Annotated in this window: 12 protein-coding genes and 1 pseudogene; 9 read left to right on the top strand and 4 right to left on the bottom strand. The window is 74.1% G+C overall.

The features are described from left to right. The first annotated feature begins 2 nt into the window (after positions 1–2). The 3 genes from AB0F82_RS04855 (at position 3) to AB0F82_RS04845 (ending at position 4,760) form a co-directional block, all read left to right on the top strand. A complete protein-coding gene (locus tag AB0F82_RS04855; protein WP_362624088.1) occupies positions 3–2,111 on the top strand; it encodes a serine/threonine-protein kinase in 2,109 nt (702 codons plus the stop codon). Further along, positions 2,108–3,679: a phytoene desaturase family protein gene (locus AB0F82_RS04850; protein ID WP_362624085.1), complete on the top strand. Its 1,572-nt coding sequence runs from the start codon at positions 2,108–2,110 to the stop codon at positions 3,677–3,679. The genes AB0F82_RS04855 and AB0F82_RS04850 overlap by 4 nt, the downstream gene beginning before the upstream one ends. Positions 3,680–3,755: 76 nt before the next feature. After that, positions 3,756–4,760, top strand: a complete 1,005-nt coding sequence (locus AB0F82_RS04845; RefSeq protein ID WP_362624082.1) for an alpha/beta fold hydrolase — start codon at positions 3,756–3,758, stop codon at positions 4,758–4,760. A 32-nt stretch (positions 4,761–4,792) separates the two neighbouring features. On the opposite strand, the gene AB0F82_RS04840 is transcribed toward AB0F82_RS04845, so the two are convergent. Beyond that, complete coding sequence (locus tag AB0F82_RS04840; RefSeq protein ID WP_362624079.1) at positions 4,793–5,242, bottom strand: nitroreductase family deazaflavin-dependent oxidoreductase; 450 nt, start codon at positions 5,240–5,242, stop codon at positions 4,793–4,795. Between the two features lie 38 nt (positions 5,243–5,280). Further along, positions 5,281–6,492, bottom strand: a complete 1,212-nt coding sequence (locus tag AB0F82_RS04835) for an FAD-dependent monooxygenase (RefSeq protein ID WP_362624076.1) — start codon at positions 6,490–6,492, stop codon at positions 5,281–5,283. A gap of 77 nt (positions 6,493–6,569) precedes the next feature. On the opposite strand from AB0F82_RS04835, the gene AB0F82_RS04830 reads away from it, so the two are divergent. Both AB0F82_RS04830 and AB0F82_RS04825 read left to right on the top strand, forming a co-directional pair. Beyond that, complete coding sequence (locus AB0F82_RS04830; RefSeq protein WP_362624073.1) at positions 6,570–7,202, top strand: TetR/AcrR family transcriptional regulator; 633 nt, start codon at positions 6,570–6,572, stop codon at positions 7,200–7,202. 310 nt (positions 7,203–7,512) lie between these two features. Continuing rightward, the gene (locus AB0F82_RS04825) at positions 7,513–7,887 is read left to right on the top strand and encodes a VOC family protein (RefSeq protein ID WP_362624070.1); all 375 of its coding nucleotides are present in this window, start codon (positions 7,513–7,515) and stop codon (positions 7,885–7,887) included. Positions 7,888–7,901: 14 nt separating this feature from the next. Here AB0F82_RS04825 and AB0F82_RS04820 read toward each other — a convergent pair whose 3' ends face one another. Beyond that, complete coding sequence (locus tag AB0F82_RS04820) at positions 7,902–9,815, bottom strand: serine hydrolase (RefSeq protein ID WP_362624068.1); 1,914 nt, start codon at positions 9,813–9,815, stop codon at positions 7,902–7,904. Positions 9,816–10,177: 362 nt separating this feature from the next. Here AB0F82_RS04820 and AB0F82_RS04815 point away from each other — a divergent pair, with 362 nt between their 5' ends. The 3 genes from AB0F82_RS04815 to AB0F82_RS04805 all read left to right on the top strand — a co-directional run bounded on the left by AB0F82_RS04815 (position 10,178) and on the right by AB0F82_RS04805 (position 14,157). Continuing rightward, a complete protein-coding gene (locus tag AB0F82_RS04815; RefSeq protein ID WP_362624065.1) occupies positions 10,178–11,293 on the top strand; it encodes an NAD(P)H-dependent flavin oxidoreductase in 1,116 nt (371 codons plus the stop codon). 5 nt (positions 11,294–11,298) lie between these two features. Next, the gene (locus tag AB0F82_RS04810; protein WP_362624062.1) at positions 11,299–12,882 is read left to right on the top strand and encodes an acyl-CoA synthetase; all 1,584 of its coding nucleotides are present in this window, start codon (positions 11,299–11,301) and stop codon (positions 12,880–12,882) included. Positions 12,883–12,999: 117 nt separating this feature from the next. Beyond that, complete coding sequence (locus tag AB0F82_RS04805) at positions 13,000–14,157, top strand: calcium:proton antiporter (protein ID WP_362624059.1); 1,158 nt, start codon at positions 13,000–13,002, stop codon at positions 14,155–14,157. Positions 14,158–14,195: 38 nt separating this feature from the next. On the opposite strand, the gene AB0F82_RS04800 is transcribed toward AB0F82_RS04805, so the two are convergent. Next, positions 14,196–16,685, bottom strand: a complete 2,490-nt coding sequence (locus AB0F82_RS04800; RefSeq protein WP_362624056.1) for a penicillin acylase family protein — start codon at positions 16,683–16,685, stop codon at positions 14,196–14,198. 157 nt (positions 16,686–16,842) lie between these two features. Here AB0F82_RS04800 and AB0F82_RS38645 point away from each other — a divergent pair. Further along, positions 16,843–18,180 (top strand): annotated as a pseudogene (locus AB0F82_RS38645) (AMP-binding protein). The last annotated feature ends 40 nt before the right edge of the window (positions 18,181–18,220 follow it).

Below are 18,220 nucleotides of genomic sequence, written 5' to 3'. Positions count from 1 at the left end.
ACATGGCGGAGTCCAGGCTGATCCAGGGCCGGTACCGGTCGCTCGATCTGATCGGGCGCGGCGGCATGGGCGAGGTATGGCGCGCCCGGGACGAATCGCTGGGCCGGCATGTCGCCGTGAAGTGCCTCAAGCCGATCGGCGCCGAACAGGACGCCCACTTCACGCAGGTGCTGCGCGAGCGCTTCAGGCGTGAGGCGCGCGTGGCAGCGTCCCTCCAGCACCGCGGGGTCACCGTCGTCCACGACTTCGGCGACGACAGCGCCGCCGGCGGCCCCCTCTACCTCGTCATGGAGCTGCTCGAAGGCCGCAACCTCAGCCAGCTCATGGAGGACAACGAGACCCGGCCGCTGCCCGTGGACGTGGTCGTCGACATCGCGGAGCAGATGGCCGCCGCCCTCGGTTACACGCATGACCAGGGCGTCGTCCACCGCGACCTGAAGCCGGCCAACATCATGCGGCTCGTCGACGGCACGGTGAAGATCTGTGACTTCGGCATCGCCCGCCTCGCGCACGACATCGGCTTCACCGCCAAACTCACCGGCGGCGGCATGGCCATGGGCACCCCGCACTACATGTCGCCCGAGCAGATCGCGGGCGGCGAGGTCGACCACCGCAGCGACCTCTACTCCCTCGGCTGCGTCCTGTACGAGATCGCCACCGGCGCCCCGCCCTTCGACCTCGGCGATTCCTGGTCGGTGCTCATCGGCCACCGCGACACTCCGCCCGTACCGCTGCGCGAGCACCGCCCCGAGCTGCCCGGCTACTTCGAGCAGGTCGTCCTGGACCTGCTCGCCAAGTGCCCCGACGACCGTCCTCAGGACGCCCGCGACGTGCACCGCAGCCTCGTCGAGTCCCGGCTGGGTCCGGGCGCCCTGCCCGGCGCCCCCGCCCCGCTCCCGGCCTGGGCTCACGGCATGACCGCCGGCCGCAAGGCCGGCATCGAGGCGCGTCCCGCGAGCGGCGAATGGGCCGTGCTCACCGGCTCCTGGACGGCCGTGCGCTCCAGCGGTGAACAGCCCGTCCCGGGCCCGGACGGGGAGCGGCACGCGGTCCGCCCCGGCGGCACCATCGTGCGCCCCGCCCCCGCCGAGGACCCCCGCCTCACCGCGGCGTACGGCTTCCCGCGTCCCGCCGGCCCGCGCGAGAACGGCTCCGACGCCCTCGCCGCCGGCCACGCCCGCGCCTACGCCCTCAGCCGCGCGGGCCGCTCCGAGGAGGCCTTGTCCGTATACGCGGCAGTGGCCGACGGGCGCGCCCGGGTCCTCGGCCCGGACCACGCCGACACCCTCGCCGCGCGCCAGGAGGCGGCGTACGAGATGGGCCGGCTCGGCCGCCACCAGGAGGCCCACGACGTCTACCGCGCGGTGCTCGTCGCCCGCGAGCGGACCATGGGACAGCTCCACCCCGACACGCTGCGCTGCCGCCACAACCTGGCCTGTGCACTACGGGCGCTGGGCCGGTACGCGGAGGCCCACGCCACGGCCGTCGCGGTCGCCGCGGACCGGGCGGCCGTCCTCGGCGCCGAGCACGCCGACACCCTGCTGACCCGGTACGAGGCGGCGTACGTGCTCGGTCGCCTCGATCGCTGGCAGGAGGCGCTGGCCGGCTTCCGAGAGGTCGCCGCCGCACGCGAACGGGTCCTCGGCCACGACCACCCCGACACCCTGGCCGCCCGCTACGAGGTCGGCATCGCCCTCGGCCGCACCGGCAGCAGCGCTCAGGCCCTCGACCTCTTCCGGGCCCTGGTCCGCGACCGCACCCGCGCCTACGGGGCGGCCGACCCCGAGACGCTGCGCGCCCGGCACGTCCTCGGCGTCAACCTGGGCCGCCTGGACCGGTGGGAGGAGGCGGTGGCCGAGGCCCGGCAGGTGGCCGCCGCGCGCGCCGCGGCGCTCGGCGCCGAACACGCGGACACCCTGGTCAGCCGCCGCGAACTGGCCGTCGGCCTGGGCAGGCTGGGCCGCTGGGACGAGGCCCTGCCGATCTACCGGGACCTGTCCGGCATCCGCGAACGGTCACTGGGCGACGACCATCCCGAGACGGTGCTGGCCCACGCCGACGAGGCCCACTGTCTGGAGCGGCTCGGCCAGGTGTGCTACCAAGAGCCATGACGACCTTCGGGCGGGACGTGTACGACGACGTGATCGTGGGCGGCGGGCACAACGGGCTGGTGGCCGCCGCGTACCTGGCCCGGGCCGGCCGCTCGGTGCTGGTCCTGGAGCGGCTCGGCAACACCGGCGGGGCGGCGATCTCCAGCAGACCCTTCGCGGGCGTCGACGCCCGCCTCTCCCGCTACTCGTACCTGGTCTCCCTGCTGCCCGAGAAGATCGTGCGCGACCTGGAACTGCGCTTCGCCGTACGCCGGCGCACCGTCTCCTCGTACACGCCGACCGAGCGCGACGGCCGGCCCGGCGGACTGCTCGTGGGCGGGGGAGAGGAGCGCACCCGGGAGTCCTTCGCCCGGCTGACCGGTTCGGCCCGGGAGTACGAGAGCTGGCGAGCCTTCTACGCGACCACAGGGCAGGTGGCCCGCAAGGTGTTCCCGACCCTGACCGAGCCGCTGCCCACCCGGGCGGAGCTGCGGGCCAGGGTCGACGACGAGGCCGCGTGGCGGATGCTGTTCGAGGAGCCGCTGGGGCAGGCGGTGGAACGGCACTTCAGCGACGACCTGGTCCGCGGAGTGGTCCTGACCGACGGCCTCATCGGCACCTTCGCGGATGCGCACGACCCCTCACTCGCCCAGAACCGGTGCTTCCTCTACCACGTCATCGGCGGCGGGACCGGCGACTGGGACGTGCCGGTCGGAGGCATGGGCGCCCTGACGGACGCCCTCGCCGCGGCCGCGACCAAGGCCGGGGCGGAGATCGCCACCGGCCACGAGGTGCTGCGGATCGACACGGACGGGGTCGCTCCGGCCGAGGTGGTGTTCCGTACGGCGACCGGCGAGGGCCGGGTCGTCGGCCGCACGGTGCTGGTCAACGCATCGCCGCGGGCGCTGGCCGAACTGCTCGGCGAGAGCGCGCCCGAGGACCCGGCGGCGGCACCCGAGGGCGCTCAGCTCAAGGTCAACATGCTGCTGCGCAGGCTGCCACGGCTGCGGGACACCACCGTCGACCCGCGCGAGGCCTTCGGCGGAACCTTCCACATCGCCGAGGGGTACTCGGAGCTCGCCCGGGCCTACGCGGAGGCCGCTGCCGGGGAACTGCCGTCCGTACCGCCCTCGGAGATCTACTGCCACTCGCTGGCCGACCCGACGATCCTGGGACCCGAACTGGTCGAGCAGGGCTACCAGACGCTCACCCTCTTCGGCCTGCACACCCCGGCCAGGCTGTTCGGGCACGACAACCAGCAGGCCCGCGAGGTGCTGCTGACCGCCACCCTCGCGCAGCTCGACGCTCACCTGGCCGAGCCGCTCACCGACTGCCTGGCCTTCGACGCGGACGGCCGCCCGTGCATCGAGGCGAAGACCCCGCTGGACCTGGAACGCGAACTGCGGCTGCCCGGCGGCCACATCTTCCACCGCGACCTGTCCTGGCCTTACGGGGACCCGGACGCAGGGCGGTGGGGCGTGGAGACGGCCCGTCCCAACGTCCTGCTGTGCGGCGCGGGCGCGGTCCGCGGCGGCGGCGTCAGCGGGGTCCCCGGCCACAACGCGGCGATGGCGGTGCTGGGGCACTGAGCCGGGCCGCCGGGCGCCCCGTGCCGCCTGGCCGAAAGCAGCCGGTCATGTGGGGGCCGGCTCTAGAGTGTTACTCATGAGTAACGCGAGTGGTGTGAGTGACAACAGTGGCGCCGAGCGTGCCGGCGGGCGGTCACGGCGCGGCGTACTGAAGGCGGCCGTGGCCGGGGCCGGTGCGGCCGCGGCGGTGGGGGCGGGGGCCTCCGCCGCGCGCGCGGACACGCGAAGGCGGGGCGCGCCCGTCTTCGTCCTCGTCCACGGCTCCGGAAGCAACTCCTACGGCTGGGCGCCGGCCCTGCGGGAGCTGGGCGTGCGCGGCCACCGGGCGATCGCGGTGGACCTGCCCGGACACGGGCCCGACGCCTACTTCCCCGTCTCCTACCAGGCCCCGCAGGATCTGGAGCGGCTGGCCACGGAACCGTCGCCGCTCGGCGCGGTGACGCCGGCGGACTTCACGGCCCACGTGGTCGAGGCCGTGCGCGCCGCGCACCGCAACGGTCCCGTCGTCCTGGTCGGCCAGAGCCTCGGCGGGGTCACGCTGAACGCGGTCGCCAACCAAGTGCCCGAGCTGATCTCCCACTTGGTGTACGCGTCCGCGTTCTGCCCGACGAAGCACCGCTCGGTGCTGGAGCTGATGACGACCCCCGAGGCCGCCTCCAGCGCCCTGTTCCGGATCCCCGGCGTCAAGACCCCGCCGGAGCTGGGCGTCAACCGGGTCAACTGGCGCTCCTCTGACCCCGTCTTCTTCGCGGCGGTCAAGGAGGCGCTGGCGGCCGACTGGTCCGACGCGCAGGTGCGGACCCTGCTGAACATCCTCGAACCGGACGAGTCCGCGGCGATCGGGGCCGCCGACGCCCGCGGCCTGCCCGACCGGTGGGGGCGCGTGCCGCGCACGTTCCTGCGGTTCGGCGAGGACCGGGCCATCCCGCCCGCCCTCCAGGACCTGATGATCCGCGAGGCGGACGAGACGACCCCGCGCAACCGCTTCCACGTACGGTCGCTGGCCGCGCCGCACGTCGGTCCGCAGGACGCCGGCGTGTGGGCGGACGAGCTGGAGCGCGTGGCGCGTACCTGCCGCTGAGGGCTGTCCCGGGTGGGGGCCCGCCGACGCGCCTACGCGGCGGGCTCGATCACCACGATCGGGATCTCGCGGTCCGTCTTGGCCCGGTACTCGTCGTAGGCGGGCCAGTGCTTCACCATCACCGGCCAGTACGCGGCGCGCTCCTCGGCGTTCGCGGTGCGCGCCGTGCCCTGGATGATCCGCGTCCCGACCTGGATGCGTACCTCGGGGTGCGCGCGCAGGTTGCGGAACCACAGGGGGTGCTCGTCGGCGCCGCCCTTGGAGGCGACGAGCAGGTAGCGGCCGTCGGCCTCACCGTAGATGAGGGGGGTGCGCACGGGGTTGCCGGAGACCCGGCCGACGGTGGTGAGCAGGAGTGTTTGCGTGCCGTTCCAGTACTGGCCCTCGGTGCCGCCGGAGCCCACGTACTGTTTGACGTGCTCCAGCTGCCAGCTCCCGGCCCGCGGGTCGGTCGGGTGGTCCCAGTCGATTCCGGTGGTCATGGGTTTCCCCTGCCTTCGTGTCGAACGGTCGACGAACCTCACCAACGAGTGCCAACGCCCGTGGGTGCGCCGCCCATTCCGGCCGGAAGGGTGAACCCGTCGAAGATGTCGTCCAGCGCCCGGTGTGCGGCACGGGCCGGGGTGGCGCGGACGGCGAGGTCGCGCAGGGCCACGGCCAGGGGATGGGTGAGGGCGGCGACCCGGCCCGCGCGCCGGGCCCGGACGCGGATGGCGTCGGTGCGGGCGCAGCGGGCCGCGCTGTAGGCGGCCAGGGCCGCCGGAACCCCCGCGGACCCGGTCCCGTCCAGCAGGTGGGCGAGGACCACCGCGTCCTCGACGGCCTGGCAGCCGCCCTGCCCCAGGTTGGGTGTCATGGCGTGGGCGGCGTCGCCGAGCCAGGCCAGGCGGCCGTGGTGGAAGCGGGGGAGCGGGGCCGCCAGGTCGTACAGGTCGTGCTGGAGCACGGCCGCCGGGTCGATCCGCTCCAGCAGGGCCGGGATCGGGTCGTGCCAGGTGCCGTACCGGCGAAGGAGTTCGGCGCGGACGTCGGCGGGGCGGTGTCCCTCGGGGGCGACGGCGGTGGCGTAGACGTAGGTCCTTCCGTCGGCGAGCGGGACCACGCCGAAGCGCTCGCCGCGGCCCCAGGTCTCGGCGGTCGACGCCCCGGCCGGGCTCGCGGCGGCCGGCAGGACGGTGCGCCAGGCGGTCTCCCCGCTGTGGTGCAGGCCCGGGTGGTCCGGGAAGTACCGGCGGCGCAGCGCGCTGTGGATGCCGTCCGCGGCGACCACGAGATCGGCGGAGCCGTCGAGGTCGCCGGCCGAGGTGCGGACGACGGGGAAGCCGTCGGCGCCGTCCACGGAGGTGACCGCGACGCCGTAGCGGATCGCCCCCTCGGGGAGCGCGGCGGCCAGGGCGTCGGCGAGGGCCGAGCGGTGCACGGCGAGCGGCGGGCCGCCGTAGCGGGCGGACAGGGCCGCGGTGTCGGCGCGGCTCAGCCAGCGGCCGTCGGGGCGGCGCAGGCCCATGGCGGCCGGAAGGGTACGTCCCGCCGCGCGGGTGATGTCGAAGCCGATGGTGTCGAAGGCGCGCAGGGCGTTGGGGGCGAGGACGATCCCGGCGCCGACGGCGGCCGGGCCGGGCGCCCGCTCGCACACGGTCACCCGCCAGCCCTTGCGGTGCAGGGCCAGGGCCGCGGTGAGTCCGCCGATCCCCGCGCCTGCGACCACCGCGTGACCCTGAACTGCCGACATGACGGATCCCTGCCTTCCTCCGGGCCTCTACATCTGTAGAGGGTGACGGCTTCACTCTACAGCTGTAGAGTGACCTGATGTCCACCCCTCCCTCCGCCCCCTCCGCCGATCGCAGAACGCTGATCGCCGACACCGCGATCGGCCTCGTGGCCGCCGCCGGACTGCGGGGCCTGACCCACCGCGCGGTCGACGCGGCCGCGGGACTGCCCGCGGGCAGCACCTCGTACTACTTCCGTACGAGGACGGCCCTGATCGGAGCCTGCTACCAGCGGCTGGCCGAGTTGGACCTCGCCGACGTGGACGACGGGAGTCCGCCCGGAACCGCCGTACCGGCCCTCCCGGGGGCGGCGCCGGACCGGGAGGCGGTCGCGGCCGCGATGGCCGGGCTGCTGCACCGCTGGCTGACGGTGGGGCGCGAGCGCCAGCTGGCCCGCTTCGAACTCAGCCTGGAGGCCGCCCGCAACCCGGATCTGGAGGCGGACCTCCACCGGGCGGGGCAGGGGGCCCGGGCCCGGGCGGCGGGCATCGTCGCCGCGCTCGGCTCCGCACGGCCGGAAGAGGCCGCCGAACTGCTCGTCGCCTGGACGGAAGGGCTCCTCTACGACCGGCTGGCCGGCGCCCTGGCCCGCTCACGCCCGGCACCGGATCTCGCCGAACTGACCGCGGTGGCCCGCCGGATGCTCGCCGCGGTGCTGACCGACCCGGCGTGAGGGCCCTGGCGGATCCGGTCCGACGGGTCCGGTCCGACGGGTCCGGCCGGCCGGACCCGGTCCGACGCAGAAGAGCCCCGCCGCACCGGGGGATGTGGCGGCGGGGCTCTTCCATCGGTACGCGCCGACCGGTGCAAGGCGGGAGGGCCGGCGCGTTCCTCCTGGTGGAGTGCGCTCACGCTACGCCCGGCATGGCTGAAAATACACCCCTCCGCATGGCTTGATTCGTGCGGTCGAGGGAGTCACGATTTCCTGTTGGGCCCTGTCGCAGACGGGAGTTCGAGGACAGGGCACCCTCTAGGATCCGGACATGATCGCTGAACTGCAGTGCGTGGTCCTGGACTGTCCCGAGCCGCGGGTGCTCGCCGATTTCTACCGGTCGCTGCTGGGCGGCAACGTCGACCAGCCGGACCGGCGTTGGTCGCTCGACGAGGACTGGGCGACGCTGCACACGCCGACGGGCCTGGTCCTCGCCTTCCAGCGCGCCCCGGACCATGTCCCACCGAACTGGCCCGACCCCAGCCGGCCGCAGCAGTTCCACCTCGACCTCGGCGTCCGGGACCTGGATCGCGCGCAGGAGGAGGTGCTCGCGGCCGGCGGGGCCCTGCTGGACGGGGCGGACGGGCGCGGCTGGCGGGTCTACGCGGATCCGGCGGGTCACCCGTTCTGCCTGGTGCGCGACTGACCCCGCCGGGCGGTTCAGTCCGCGGACCGGGTCCAGCCGACGGCCTCGACGAGGGCCGCGTCGTCGGGCCGGTCCTCCGCGAACAGCAGCCGGGCCGGCTCCGCCACCCGTACGACGTCCACGTAGACCCCGCGGCCGACGTAGCGCCCGGTGGCGGTGTGGCGGAACCGCAGCCGTACCTCGCGGCCCGCCCAGGCAGCCGTGAGGGGAGCCTCCAGGCGGTGCCAGATGCGCCCGGACCAGCCGCCGACCGAGCCCCGCGGCCACTCCTCGGGGACGCCGCCGGTGGACCGCAGCGTGGTGAACGGCAGCGGCGCCCAGTCCGCGCCGTCCGCCGAGGCCTCCAGGTGCAGGGCGCCTTCGCCGGGCACGGTGTCCCACCACACGGCACAGCGCAGCCGGGCGGCGGCGGTGGCCGGGGTGAGCGGGGGCAGGGTGAGGGTGCCCGAGCCGCCGGGGTCGGTCCCGGAGAACCAGGCCGCGCCGCCGTGCCGCGTACGGACCGGGACGGCGCGGGCGAAGCGGTTGCCCACGGCGACCCGCGGAGCGCTGCCGGCCCGCCAGGTGCGCACGGGGTGCACGGAGTTGCCCAGCAGGACCAGGAAGGAGTCGGTGGAGGGGTCGAGGACGAGGGAGGTGCCGGTGAACCCGGTGTGGCCGGCCGAGTGCGGGGTGGCCATGGCGCCCATGTACCAGTGCTGGTAGAGCTCGAAGCCGAGGCCGTGGTCGTCGCCCGGGAAGGCCGTGTTGTAGTCGGTGAAGAGCAGTTCCACCGAGGCGGGGCGCAGGATGCGGCGGCCCGCGTAGGCCCCGCCGTCAAGGAGGGTTCGGGCCAGGACGGCCAGGTCCCAGGCGGTGCCGAAGACCCCGGCGTGCCCGGCCACCCCGCCGAGCGCGTACGCGTTCTCGTCGTGGACCTCGCCCCACACCAGGCCGCGGTCCAGGCCGGACCATGGCGGTCGCTGCACCTCGGTGGCGGCGGTGACGCGGCGCCACGAGAGCGGCGGGTTGTAACGAGTGCGGTGCATCCCGAGCGGAGCGGTGATCTCGTCGTGGAGCAGGACGTCCAGAGTGCGACCGGTGATCCGTTCCAGGAGCAGCTGCAGCGCGATGAGGTTGAGGTCGGAGTAGCGGTAGACGGATCCGGGGGTCTCCTGCGGCCTGACCGACCACAGCAGCCGCAGCCGCCCCTCGCGCGTCGACTCTTGGTAGAAGGGTGCCCATGAGCGCAGGCCCGAGGTGTGCGTGAGCAGCTGGCGGACCGTGATGATCTCCTTGCCGCCGCCGGTGAACTCCGGGAGGTAGCGGCGTACCTGGGCCTCCAGCTCCAGGCGCCCCCGCTCCATCTGCTGCACGGCCAGGATCGAAGTGAACAGTTTAGTCAGTGAGGCCAGGTCGAAGACGGTGTCCTCGGCCATGGCGATCCGCTCGGCCGCCGGGAACTCCCGGACCCGGTCGGTCCGTCCGTCGTAGTCCGCGTACCGGACGGCGTGGCCCATGGCCCGGTGCAGGGCGACGGTGCGGCCCCGCCCGGCGAGGACCACCGCCCCCGCGTAGTAAGGGTGTTCGGGCGACGGGCCCAGGAACCGCCGGGCCTCGTCCGCCACCGCCTCCAGGTGCCTCTCCAGCAGTCCGGCCCGGCGCGCGGAGCCGTACCGCAGGCGCAGCCCCTGCAGGGCGCGCCGTTCGGCCGGGTTGCCCGCGCCCGCCGCCCCCGCCGCCCCGGGCAGCGCGGCGTGCAGGACGAGCACCCCGCCGAGCGCCAGCAGCCGCGCCCCGAGCCGCCGCCGGCTCAGCCCCCGCCGGGGGTCACGCACTCCATCGCGCTCCTGCTCCTGCTCCGGCCGCTGTCCGCGGTCGCGGCCGGTGCCGTCCGCCCGTTCCGTGCGGACTTCCGCCACCGCTTCGACCCCCGTGTGCACCGCCATGTCCGGCCCTCCTCGTCCGCAACCCGCAACCCGCAACCCGCGCCCCGCAACCCGCGCCCCGCAATCCGCCACCCGCAACACGCGCCCCGCCGGGTGTGCGTCGCCCCGCACCCGCACCGCTCGGGGTCGGCCCCGGCACCCGCCGGGCGCACCGCAGGCGAACGGGCCCGGGCCTCCCGAATCCGCCGGGCGCACCGCAGGCGAACGGGCCCCGGGCCTCCCGAATCCGCCGGGCGTGCCGCAGGCTAATGGGTATCTGCCCGCCCCTCGGTCACCCTCCCCACCGACCGGGCCGTAAAGAATCTGACACTGCATCAGAAAATCTCTTCCCTCGCTCGCCGGGCTGCGGCATCCTGCCGCCCATGGAGACGGAGCTGAGCAAGAAACTGGGAGTCGAGCACGCCATCTTCGGCTTCACCCCCTTCCCGGCGGTCGCCGCCGCGATCACCCGGGCGGGTGGTTTCGGCGTCCTCGGCGCGGTCCGCTACACCGCGCCCGGCGACCTCAAGCGCGACCTCGACTGGATGCAGGCGCACACCGACGGCAAGCCCTACGGCCTGGACGTCGTCATGCCCGCCAAGAAGGCCGTCGACGGCATCAGCGAGGCCGACATCGAGGCGATGATCCCGGCCGGGCACCGCGCCTTCGTCCGCGACACCCTCGCCGAACACCACGTGCCCGAGCTCGCCGAGGGCGAGGCCTCCGGCTGGCGCATCACCGGCTGGATGGAGCAGGTCGCCCGCGACCAGCTCGACGTCGCCTTCGACTACCCGATCAAACTCCTGGCGAACGCCCTCGGTTCCCCGCCCGCCGACGTCATCGCCCGCGCCCACGACCACGGCGTCCTCGTCGCCGCCCTCGCCGGCAGCGCCAAACACGCCCGCCGCCACGCCGAGGCCGGCATCGACGTCGTCGTCGCCCAGGGCTACGAGGCCGGCGGCCACACCGGCGACATCGCCACCATGGTCCTGGTCCCGGAGATCGCCGAAGCCGTCGCACCGCTCCCGGTCCTCGCCGCCGGCGGCATCGGCAGCGGCGAGCAGATAGCCGCCGGCCTCGCCCTCGGCGCCCAGGGCGCCTGGCTCGGCTCGCTCTGGCTCACCACCACCGAGGCCGACCTCCACTCGCGCGCCCTCACCGAGAAGCTCCTCGCCGCCGGCTCGGGCGACACCGTCCGCTCCCGCGCCCTCACCGGCAAGCCCGCACGCCAGCTGCGCACCAAGTGGACCGACGCCTGGGACGACCCGGAGGGCCCGGGCGCGCTGCCCATGCCGCTCCAGGGCCTCCTCGTCGCCGACGCCGTCTCCCGCATCCAGAAGTACGAGGTCCGGGCGCTGCTCGGTACGCCCGTCGGGCAGATCGTCGGCCGGATGAACAGCGAACGCAGCGTGCAGGCCGTCTTCGACGAGCTCACCAGCGGCTTCGAGAAGGCGATCGACCGCATCAACCGCATCGCCGGCCGAGTCCGAGAGGCGTGACCGCCATGACCGCCACCACGTCCCCCGCACAGCCGGCCGGCCAGCAGCCCCCCAACGGCTTCTGGGCCCAGGCCGCCGCCGACCCCGGACGCACCGTCCTGACCGCCCCCGGCGGCCAGGAGTGGAGCGCCGGCCGGCTGCACGCCGATGTCAACCGGCTCGTCCACGGGCTGCGCGCCGCCGGGCTGGAGGAGGGCGACGTCTTCGCCGTCGTCCTCCCCAACGGCGTCGAGTTCCTGACCGCCTACCTCGCCGCCTCACAGGCCGGCTTCTACCTCGTCCCCGTCAACCACCACCTCGTGGGCCCCGAGATCGCCTGGATCGTCTCCGACTCCGGTGCCAAGGTCCTGATCGTCCACGAGCGCTTCGCCGATGCCGCCACCGCCGCGGCCGACGAGGCCGCCCTGCCCGCGAGCCGCCGCTACGCGGTCGGAGCGGTCCCGGGCTTCCGGGCGTACGGCGAACTCCTCGACGGGCAGCCCGCCACAGCCCCGGCGGAGCGCACCCTCGGCTGGGTCATGAACTACACCTCCGGCACCACCGGCCGGCCGCGCGGCATCCGCCGCCCCCTGCCCGGCAAGCTCCCGGAGGAGACGTACCTCGGCGGCTTCCTCGGCATCTTCGGGATCCGGCCCTTCGACGGCAACGTCCACCTGGTCTGCTCACCGCTCTACCACACGGCCGTCCTGCAGTTCGCGGGCGCCGCCCTGCACATCGGACACCCGCTCGTCCTCATGGACAAGTGGAGCCCGCAGGAGATGCTGCGCCTGATCGACGGTCACGGCTGCACCCACACCCACATGGTGCCGACCCAGTTCCACCGGCTGCTCGCCCTCCCGCAGGAGACGAAGGACGCCTACGACGTCTCCTCGATGCGGCACGCCATCCACGGCGCCGCGCCCTGCCCCGACCACGTCAAGCGGGCGATGATCGACTGGTGGGGCGGGTGCGTGGAGGAGTACTACGCGGCGAGCGAGGGCGGCGGCGCCTTCGCGACCGCCGAGGACTGGCTGAAGAAGCCGGGAACCGTCGGCAAGGCCTGGCCGATCAGCGAGCTGGCCGTCTTCGACGACGACGGCAACCGGCTGCCCCCGGGCGAACTGGGCACCGTCTACATGAAGATGAACACCGGCGGCTTCAGCTACCACAAGGACGAGGGCAAGACGAAGAAGAACCGCATCGGGGACTTCTTCACCGTCGGCGACCTCGGCCTGATGGACGAGGAGGGCTACCTCTTCCTCCGCGACCGCAAGATCGACATGATCATCTCCGGCGGGGTCAACGTCTACCCCGCCGAGATCGAGTCGGCACTGCTCACCCACCCGGCCGTCGCGGACGCCGCGGCCTTCGGCATCCCGCACGCCGACTGGGGCGAGGAGGTCAAGGCGGTCATCGAACCGGCGGAGGGCTTCGTGGCCGGCGACGCCCTGGCCGCGGAGATCCTGCACCACTGCGAGCGGCAGCTCGCCGGGTACAAGCGGCCCAAGACCGTCGACTTCATCGAGACGATGCCGCGCGACCCGAACGGCAAGCTGTACAAGCGGCGGCTGCGCGACCCGTACTGGGAGGGCCACGAGCGCGCGATGTGAGCCCCGGAGGGTCGCACGGACCGCCACGCCGCGCGGATCCGTGGGAGATGCCACGCCGAGCGGGTGGAGGCGCGCCGTGCGACGCACCAGGGGGACATATCTGGCAAGTTGGAAGATATGGGTACGACGAAGCGCAGATCCCCCCTGACCGACTGGACCGTCCTGGTCCCCGTGGTGGCGCTGGTCGCGCTGGTGTTCAGCTGGGGGCGGGACCTACCCGGCCTCGCGGTGGTGCTCGTCGCCCTGTGTCTGGCGGGCGCGGTCCTGGCGGCCGTCCACCACGCCGAGGTCGTCGCCCACCGGGTCGGGGAACCCTTCGGCTCCCTCATCCTCGCCGTCGCCGTCACGGTCATCGAAGTCGCCCTCATCGTCACCCTGATGGCCGACGGCGGGGACAAGAGCGCCTCCCTGGCCCGGGACACCGTCTTCGCCGCCGTCATGATCACCTGCAACGGCATCGTCGGCGTGTCCCTGCTCGTCGGCGCCCTGCGCAACAGGGTCGCCGTCTTCAACCCCGAGGGGTCCGGTGCCGCGCTCGCCACCGTCGCCACCCTCGCCACCCTCAGCCTGGTCCTGCCGACCTTCACCACGAGCAAGCCCGGCCCGGAATTCTCCACCGCGCAGCTGACCTTCGCCGCCGTCGCCTCGCTCGCCCTCTACGGGCTGTTCATCGCCGTCCAGACGGTCCGCCACCGCGACTACTTCCTGCCCGTGGACACCGGCCGGGGCGCCGACCAGCGGGGCGACCGGCAGGACGACCAACAGGGTGACCGACAGGGTGACCGACAGGGCCGGGGTGACCATGCGGTGCCGCCCACCGCCCGCGCCGCCCTGCTCAGCCTCGGCCTGCTGCTCGTCGCGCTCGTCGCGGTGGTCGGCGACGCCAAGGCCGTCTCGCCGACCATCGAGACGGCGGTGGCCAAGGCCGGCCTGCCCCAGGCGGTCGTCGGTGTGATCATCGCCCTGCTCGTGCTGCTGCCCGAGACCCTCGCCGCCGTTCGCGCCGCCCGCCGCGACCGTGTGCAGACCAGCCTCAACCTCGCCTACGGATCCGCCATCGCCAGTATCGGGCTGACCATCCCGGCGATCGCGCTGGCCTCGATCTGGCTCTCCGGCCCGCTCCTGCTCGGCCTCGGCGCGGTCCACATGGTGCTGCTCGCCCTGACCGTGGTGGTCAGCGCGCTCACCCTCGCCCCCGGCCGCGCCACGCTGCTGCAGGGCGGAGTGCACATCGTGGTGCTGGCCGCGTACCTCTTCCTGGCCGTCAGCCCGTGACGGGCGGGGCGGGGCCGGGAAGAGGCCGTGACAGCCGGTCAGCGCCGCTCGCGGACCAGTACCACCTTCAGCTGCGGCGAGGTGAGGACGTCCCACTCGCAGAACCGCGCCCGGACCCAGCGCTCCTGGGAGAACAGCCGGGTCTGGTCCGCGTGGTAAGGCGATACCGGATTCGAGGACTGCCCGTACGTCAGCAGGGTGCGCGCCACCGGGCAGGAGCTGCCGTCCCAGCCGACCGCCTGGATGTGGCTGGACCCGTTCGCGACGTCCGGGTAGCCGCCGGCCGGCGCGTTCCACCGCGCCTCGATCTTGTTCCAGACCCCGAGCGCCTCCGTACCGCCGCCGACCGGCAGCTTCCGGCCGTCCCGGACCACGAACTGGTGCTCGCCCAGCGGGGCGTCCAGCCCGATGCCGGCCGCTCGTAACTCCGCCACGGTGTCCGCGAGCGCCCGTCCGATGCCGGGCGCGGCCCGGTTGAGCGTACGCGGCGTACGGACCGGGTCGGCGGCCGAGAATGGGACCAGCCACAGGTCCGCGGGCGGGGTCGACGCCGTCACCCTGCGCCAGAACCGGTCGAAGAGCAGCGCGCCGCGGCTGGTGCCGTCCGTCGTGCGGTCCCAACGCGCCAGCACCGGGCAGGCCGCGGAGACGTCCACCACCGAGCCGTCGCTCGCCGTCGCCGTGCCGCCGGGGAGGGCCGAGCAGGCCTTCGCGGCGTCCGCCGCCGCCAGGTCCCCGGCCGGCGCCCGGTTCGCGAACTGCTGCTTCTGCAGGTCGGCCACGGTCAGCCGGCCCTTCGCGGCCATCGCCGACACGTCCTCGACCGCTCCGCGCGTCCGCATCGAGCGCGGGGTGGCGACATTGCCCCAGATCCGCTCGTAGCCGGTGATCGGCCGGTCGGCATTGGCCAGCCAGGCGCTGTCGTTGGAGTTCTCGGCGTACGGGGCGTCGCGCAGCGTCGGCGCCCTGCCCGGGCCGAACACGCCCGGCTGCACCGCGTCGGCGTCCGAGCCGAGCGCGCAGTCGCCTCGCGCACCGTCCAGCACCGCCAGCCCCGAGGCCGGGTACGTGGCCCTGCCCAGCGGGGTGGAGCAGCGGGCGGCGAGGTCGTCGGTGATCCGGGGGAGCACCTGCGTCTGGGTGAAGAGCGTGCCGCCCGCCGAGTCGGCGGCCACCGTGTTGACCCAGGGCAGGCCCTGGGTACGCGCCAGGGCGTCCTGGACCCCGGCCACCGAGCGGGCCCTGCCCAGGGCGAGGGCGGTGTCGGAGCCGCGCAGGTTCGACGCGTTGGGGTCGTTCAGCGCGTACGCCGACCGGCTGGTCCAGGGCAGCGGCAGGCCGGCGCCGAGGCTCGTCACCACCGGGCCGTAGCGGGTCCACCACTGGGTGCGGGTGACCGGATCACCGCCCGCCACGGGTACGGTGACGGTCCGCCGGGTCATCTTCTGCGGGACGCCGTCGACCAGGTAGGCGGTCGGATCCGCGGGGTCGAGGGTGAGTTCGTGCAGGTTGACCGGGGTGCCGGTCGCCACCGTGTGGCTCCAGGCCACCTTCTCATTGAAACCGATGCTGACCGCGGGCATGCCCAGCAGCGAGCCGCCGGAGACGTTCAGCTCGCCCGGGATGGTCTGCTGCGACTGCCAGAAGCGGCGCCCGCCCTGCCACGGATAGTGCGGGTTGCCGAGCAGCAGACCGCGGCCGTTCGCCGTCGTGGACCCGGCGAAGGCCACCGCGTTGGAGCCCATATCGTACCGGCTCGTGTCGAAGAACTCCCGTGCCGCCGCCGCGGCGGCGGCCGGATCGGCCTCCTGCGGGGCGGCCGTACCGGCGCCGCCGGCCGGGGGCGAGGTCGGGGCCGGAGGTGGGGCAGGTGCCGGCGGCTGGGCGGCCGTGACCCCGTCGATGCCGCGTCCCTCACCGCCGAGGACCGCGATCGCGAAGCCGCGGGCGGCCACGTCGGCCGTGGTGACCGGGCGAAGCCAGCCCGCACCCTCGCAGACCGGGTCGGTGACCTTGTTCTGGACGAGCCAGGCGTTGTAGCCCGCGGCCCAGCCCCGCATCAGCTCCTTGAGGTCCTTGCTCGGGCCGGCGGGGGCGGGCGTCGCCAGCAGCTTCTCAATGCTGCCCGACTCACGGACGCCCTTGAAGTACAGGTCGCTGGAGAGGTTGCGGGTGACGGAGGAGAGCGACCCGTCGGTCGAGGCGTCCTGCCCGAACCAGCGCGAGCGCTCGCCCGACACCGTCACGAACCCGTCCGCGAGGACGCAGACCTGGTCCGCCGCCTGCGCCCAGCCGGTACCGAAGCCGATCTGCGCGTAGTCGCGGCCCAGGATGTGCGGGATGCCGTGCTCGGTGTAGCGGATGACGGCGGACAGGCCGCCGCCGGCCGGTATCCGCTCGTCCGGCGACGCCGCCCGGGCGGGGGCGCGGGCCTGGGCGTGGGCCGGCGGGACCACGGCCGTCGCGGCGAGCAGGGCCGCCCCGGCGAGGGCGGCGCGACGGAGCGTCGAACGCGTACTGCGGTGCAACGTACCTCCCAAGTGTCTTGAGAACGACCGTGGTTGCCCGATGGGGACAGGCGGCCTGGCGTGCCCCCACACTCATTCAGGTGTACTGATGGCCTGTCAACATCACGCTGGGCACGGGGTCATTGACCTCGGCCCGCCCGGCGGCGAGGATCACGCCATGACGTCAGCGCGAGCGGGGCAGGCAGGGCCGGCGGCCGGTGCGGTGCGGGACAAGACGGTCGACGGGCTGGTCCACGACAGCGCACGGCGGGTCCCCGACCGCCTCGCCGTCCGCTACGCCGGGCGCAGCTGGACGTACGCGGAACTCGACGCGGCCGTCAGCACCGGGGCGGCCGTGCTGAGGGAGCGGTACGGGCTGGCCGCCGGCGACCGGTCGCCACCTTCGCCCACAACTCCGACGCCTACCTGCTGGCCTTCCTCGCCTGCGCCCGGGCCGGGCTCACCCACGTCCCGGTCAACCAGAACCTCACCGGCGAGGACCTCGCGTACATCCTGGACGACTCCGGGAGCACCCTCGTCCTGGCCGACCCCGGCCTGGCCGGGCGGATTCCCGACGGGTACCCCGTACGGCCCTTGCGGGACGCCCCCGGCTCCTTCCTCGACGGGCTGGCCGAGCCGCTCCCCTTCGAGCCCGGCCGCGACCCGGGCAGCCTGGCGCAGCTCCTCTACACCTCGGGGACCACCGCTCTGCCCAAGGGCGCGATGATGACCCACCGGGCCCTCGCCCACGAGTACGAGAGCGCGATCGAGGCGCTGGACCTGGCCGAGGAGGACCGGCCGGTGCATTCGCTGCCGCTGTACCACTCCGCGCAGATGCACGTCTTCCTGCTGCCGTACCGGGCGGTGGGGGCCCGCAACACCGTTAGTACGCCTTGCGCAGCCCGCCCAGCTCGCGCTCGGCGAACTGCGGATGGTCGGCGAGGCCGATCCACACCGTCGGCGGGGCGAACAGGCTGTCCGCCTCCCCCGCCTCGACGAGGTCGAAGACCTGCTCGGCGACGGGTGCGTCGACGACGTACCGGACGGCACCGCGGGCGAGGTCGTGTACCGCTCGCCGCAGCTCTGCCTGGGCTACTGGAACGACCCCGGGGCGACGGAGAGGGCCTTCCGGGACGGCTGGTTCCGATCGGGTGACCTCGCGGTCCGGGACGCCGAGGGCTATTTCACGGTCGTGGACCGGGTGAAGGACGTCATCAACTCGGGCGGGGTGCTGGTCGCCTCGCGGCAGGTGGAGGACGTGCTCTACACCCATCCGGGCGTGGCCGAGGCGGCAGTGGTCGGGCTGCCCGACGAGCGGTGGATCGAGGCGGTGACGGCGGTGGTGGTGCCGCGCGGGCAGGTGGCGGAGGCCGAGCTGATGGCCTACGCCCGGGAGAAGCTCGCCCACTTCAAGGCCCCGAAGCGGGTCCTGTTCGTGGACGCGCTCCCGCGCAACGCCAGCGGCAAGATCCTCAAGCGGGAGCTGCGGGACCGCTTCGGGGCGCCGGGTCGCTGAGGGTCCGGCCCGGTCGGCCCGTCGCTCCGGTCGCTTCGGT

The organism is Streptomyces virginiae, assembly GCF_040638905.1.
Taxonomy (GTDB): domain Bacteria; phylum Actinomycetota; class Actinomycetes; order Streptomycetales; family Streptomycetaceae; genus Streptomyces; species Streptomyces virginiae_B.
This window is presented reverse-complemented; position numbering and strand designations above follow the sequence as displayed.

Bases quoted from the DNA above. Each gene is read 5' to 3' on its own strand.
- AB0F82_RS04855 (WP_362624088.1), top strand. From the start codon at position 3: ATGGCGGAGTCCAGGCTGATCCAGGGCCGGTACCGGTCGCTCGATCTG.
- AB0F82_RS04850 (WP_362624085.1), top strand. From the start codon at position 2,108: ATGACGACCTTCGGGCGGGACGTGTACGACGACGTGATCGTGGGCGGC.
- AB0F82_RS04845 (WP_362624082.1), top strand. From the start codon at position 3,756: ATGAGTAACGCGAGTGGTGTGAGTGACAACAGTGGCGCCGAGCGTGCC.
- AB0F82_RS04840 (WP_362624079.1), bottom strand. From the start codon at position 5,242: ATGACCACCGGAATCGACTGGGACCACCCGACCGACCCGCGGGCCGGG.
- AB0F82_RS04835 (WP_362624076.1), bottom strand. From the start codon at position 6,492: ATGTCGGCAGTTCAGGGTCACGCGGTGGTCGCAGGCGCGGGGATCGGC.
- AB0F82_RS04830 (WP_362624073.1), top strand. From the start codon at position 6,570: ATGTCCACCCCTCCCTCCGCCCCCTCCGCCGATCGCAGAACGCTGATC.
- AB0F82_RS04825 (WP_362624070.1), top strand. From the start codon at position 7,513: ATGATCGCTGAACTGCAGTGCGTGGTCCTGGACTGTCCCGAGCCGCGG.
- AB0F82_RS04820 (WP_362624068.1), bottom strand. From the start codon at position 9,815: ATGGCGGTGCACACGGGGGTCGAAGCGGTGGCGGAAGTCCGCACGGAA.
- AB0F82_RS04815 (WP_362624065.1), top strand. From the start codon at position 10,178: ATGGAGACGGAGCTGAGCAAGAAACTGGGAGTCGAGCACGCCATCTTC.
- AB0F82_RS04810 (WP_362624062.1), top strand. From the start codon at position 11,299: ATGACCGCCACCACGTCCCCCGCACAGCCGGCCGGCCAGCAGCCCCCC.
- AB0F82_RS04805 (WP_362624059.1), top strand. From the start codon at position 13,000: ATGGGTACGACGAAGCGCAGATCCCCCCTGACCGACTGGACCGTCCTG.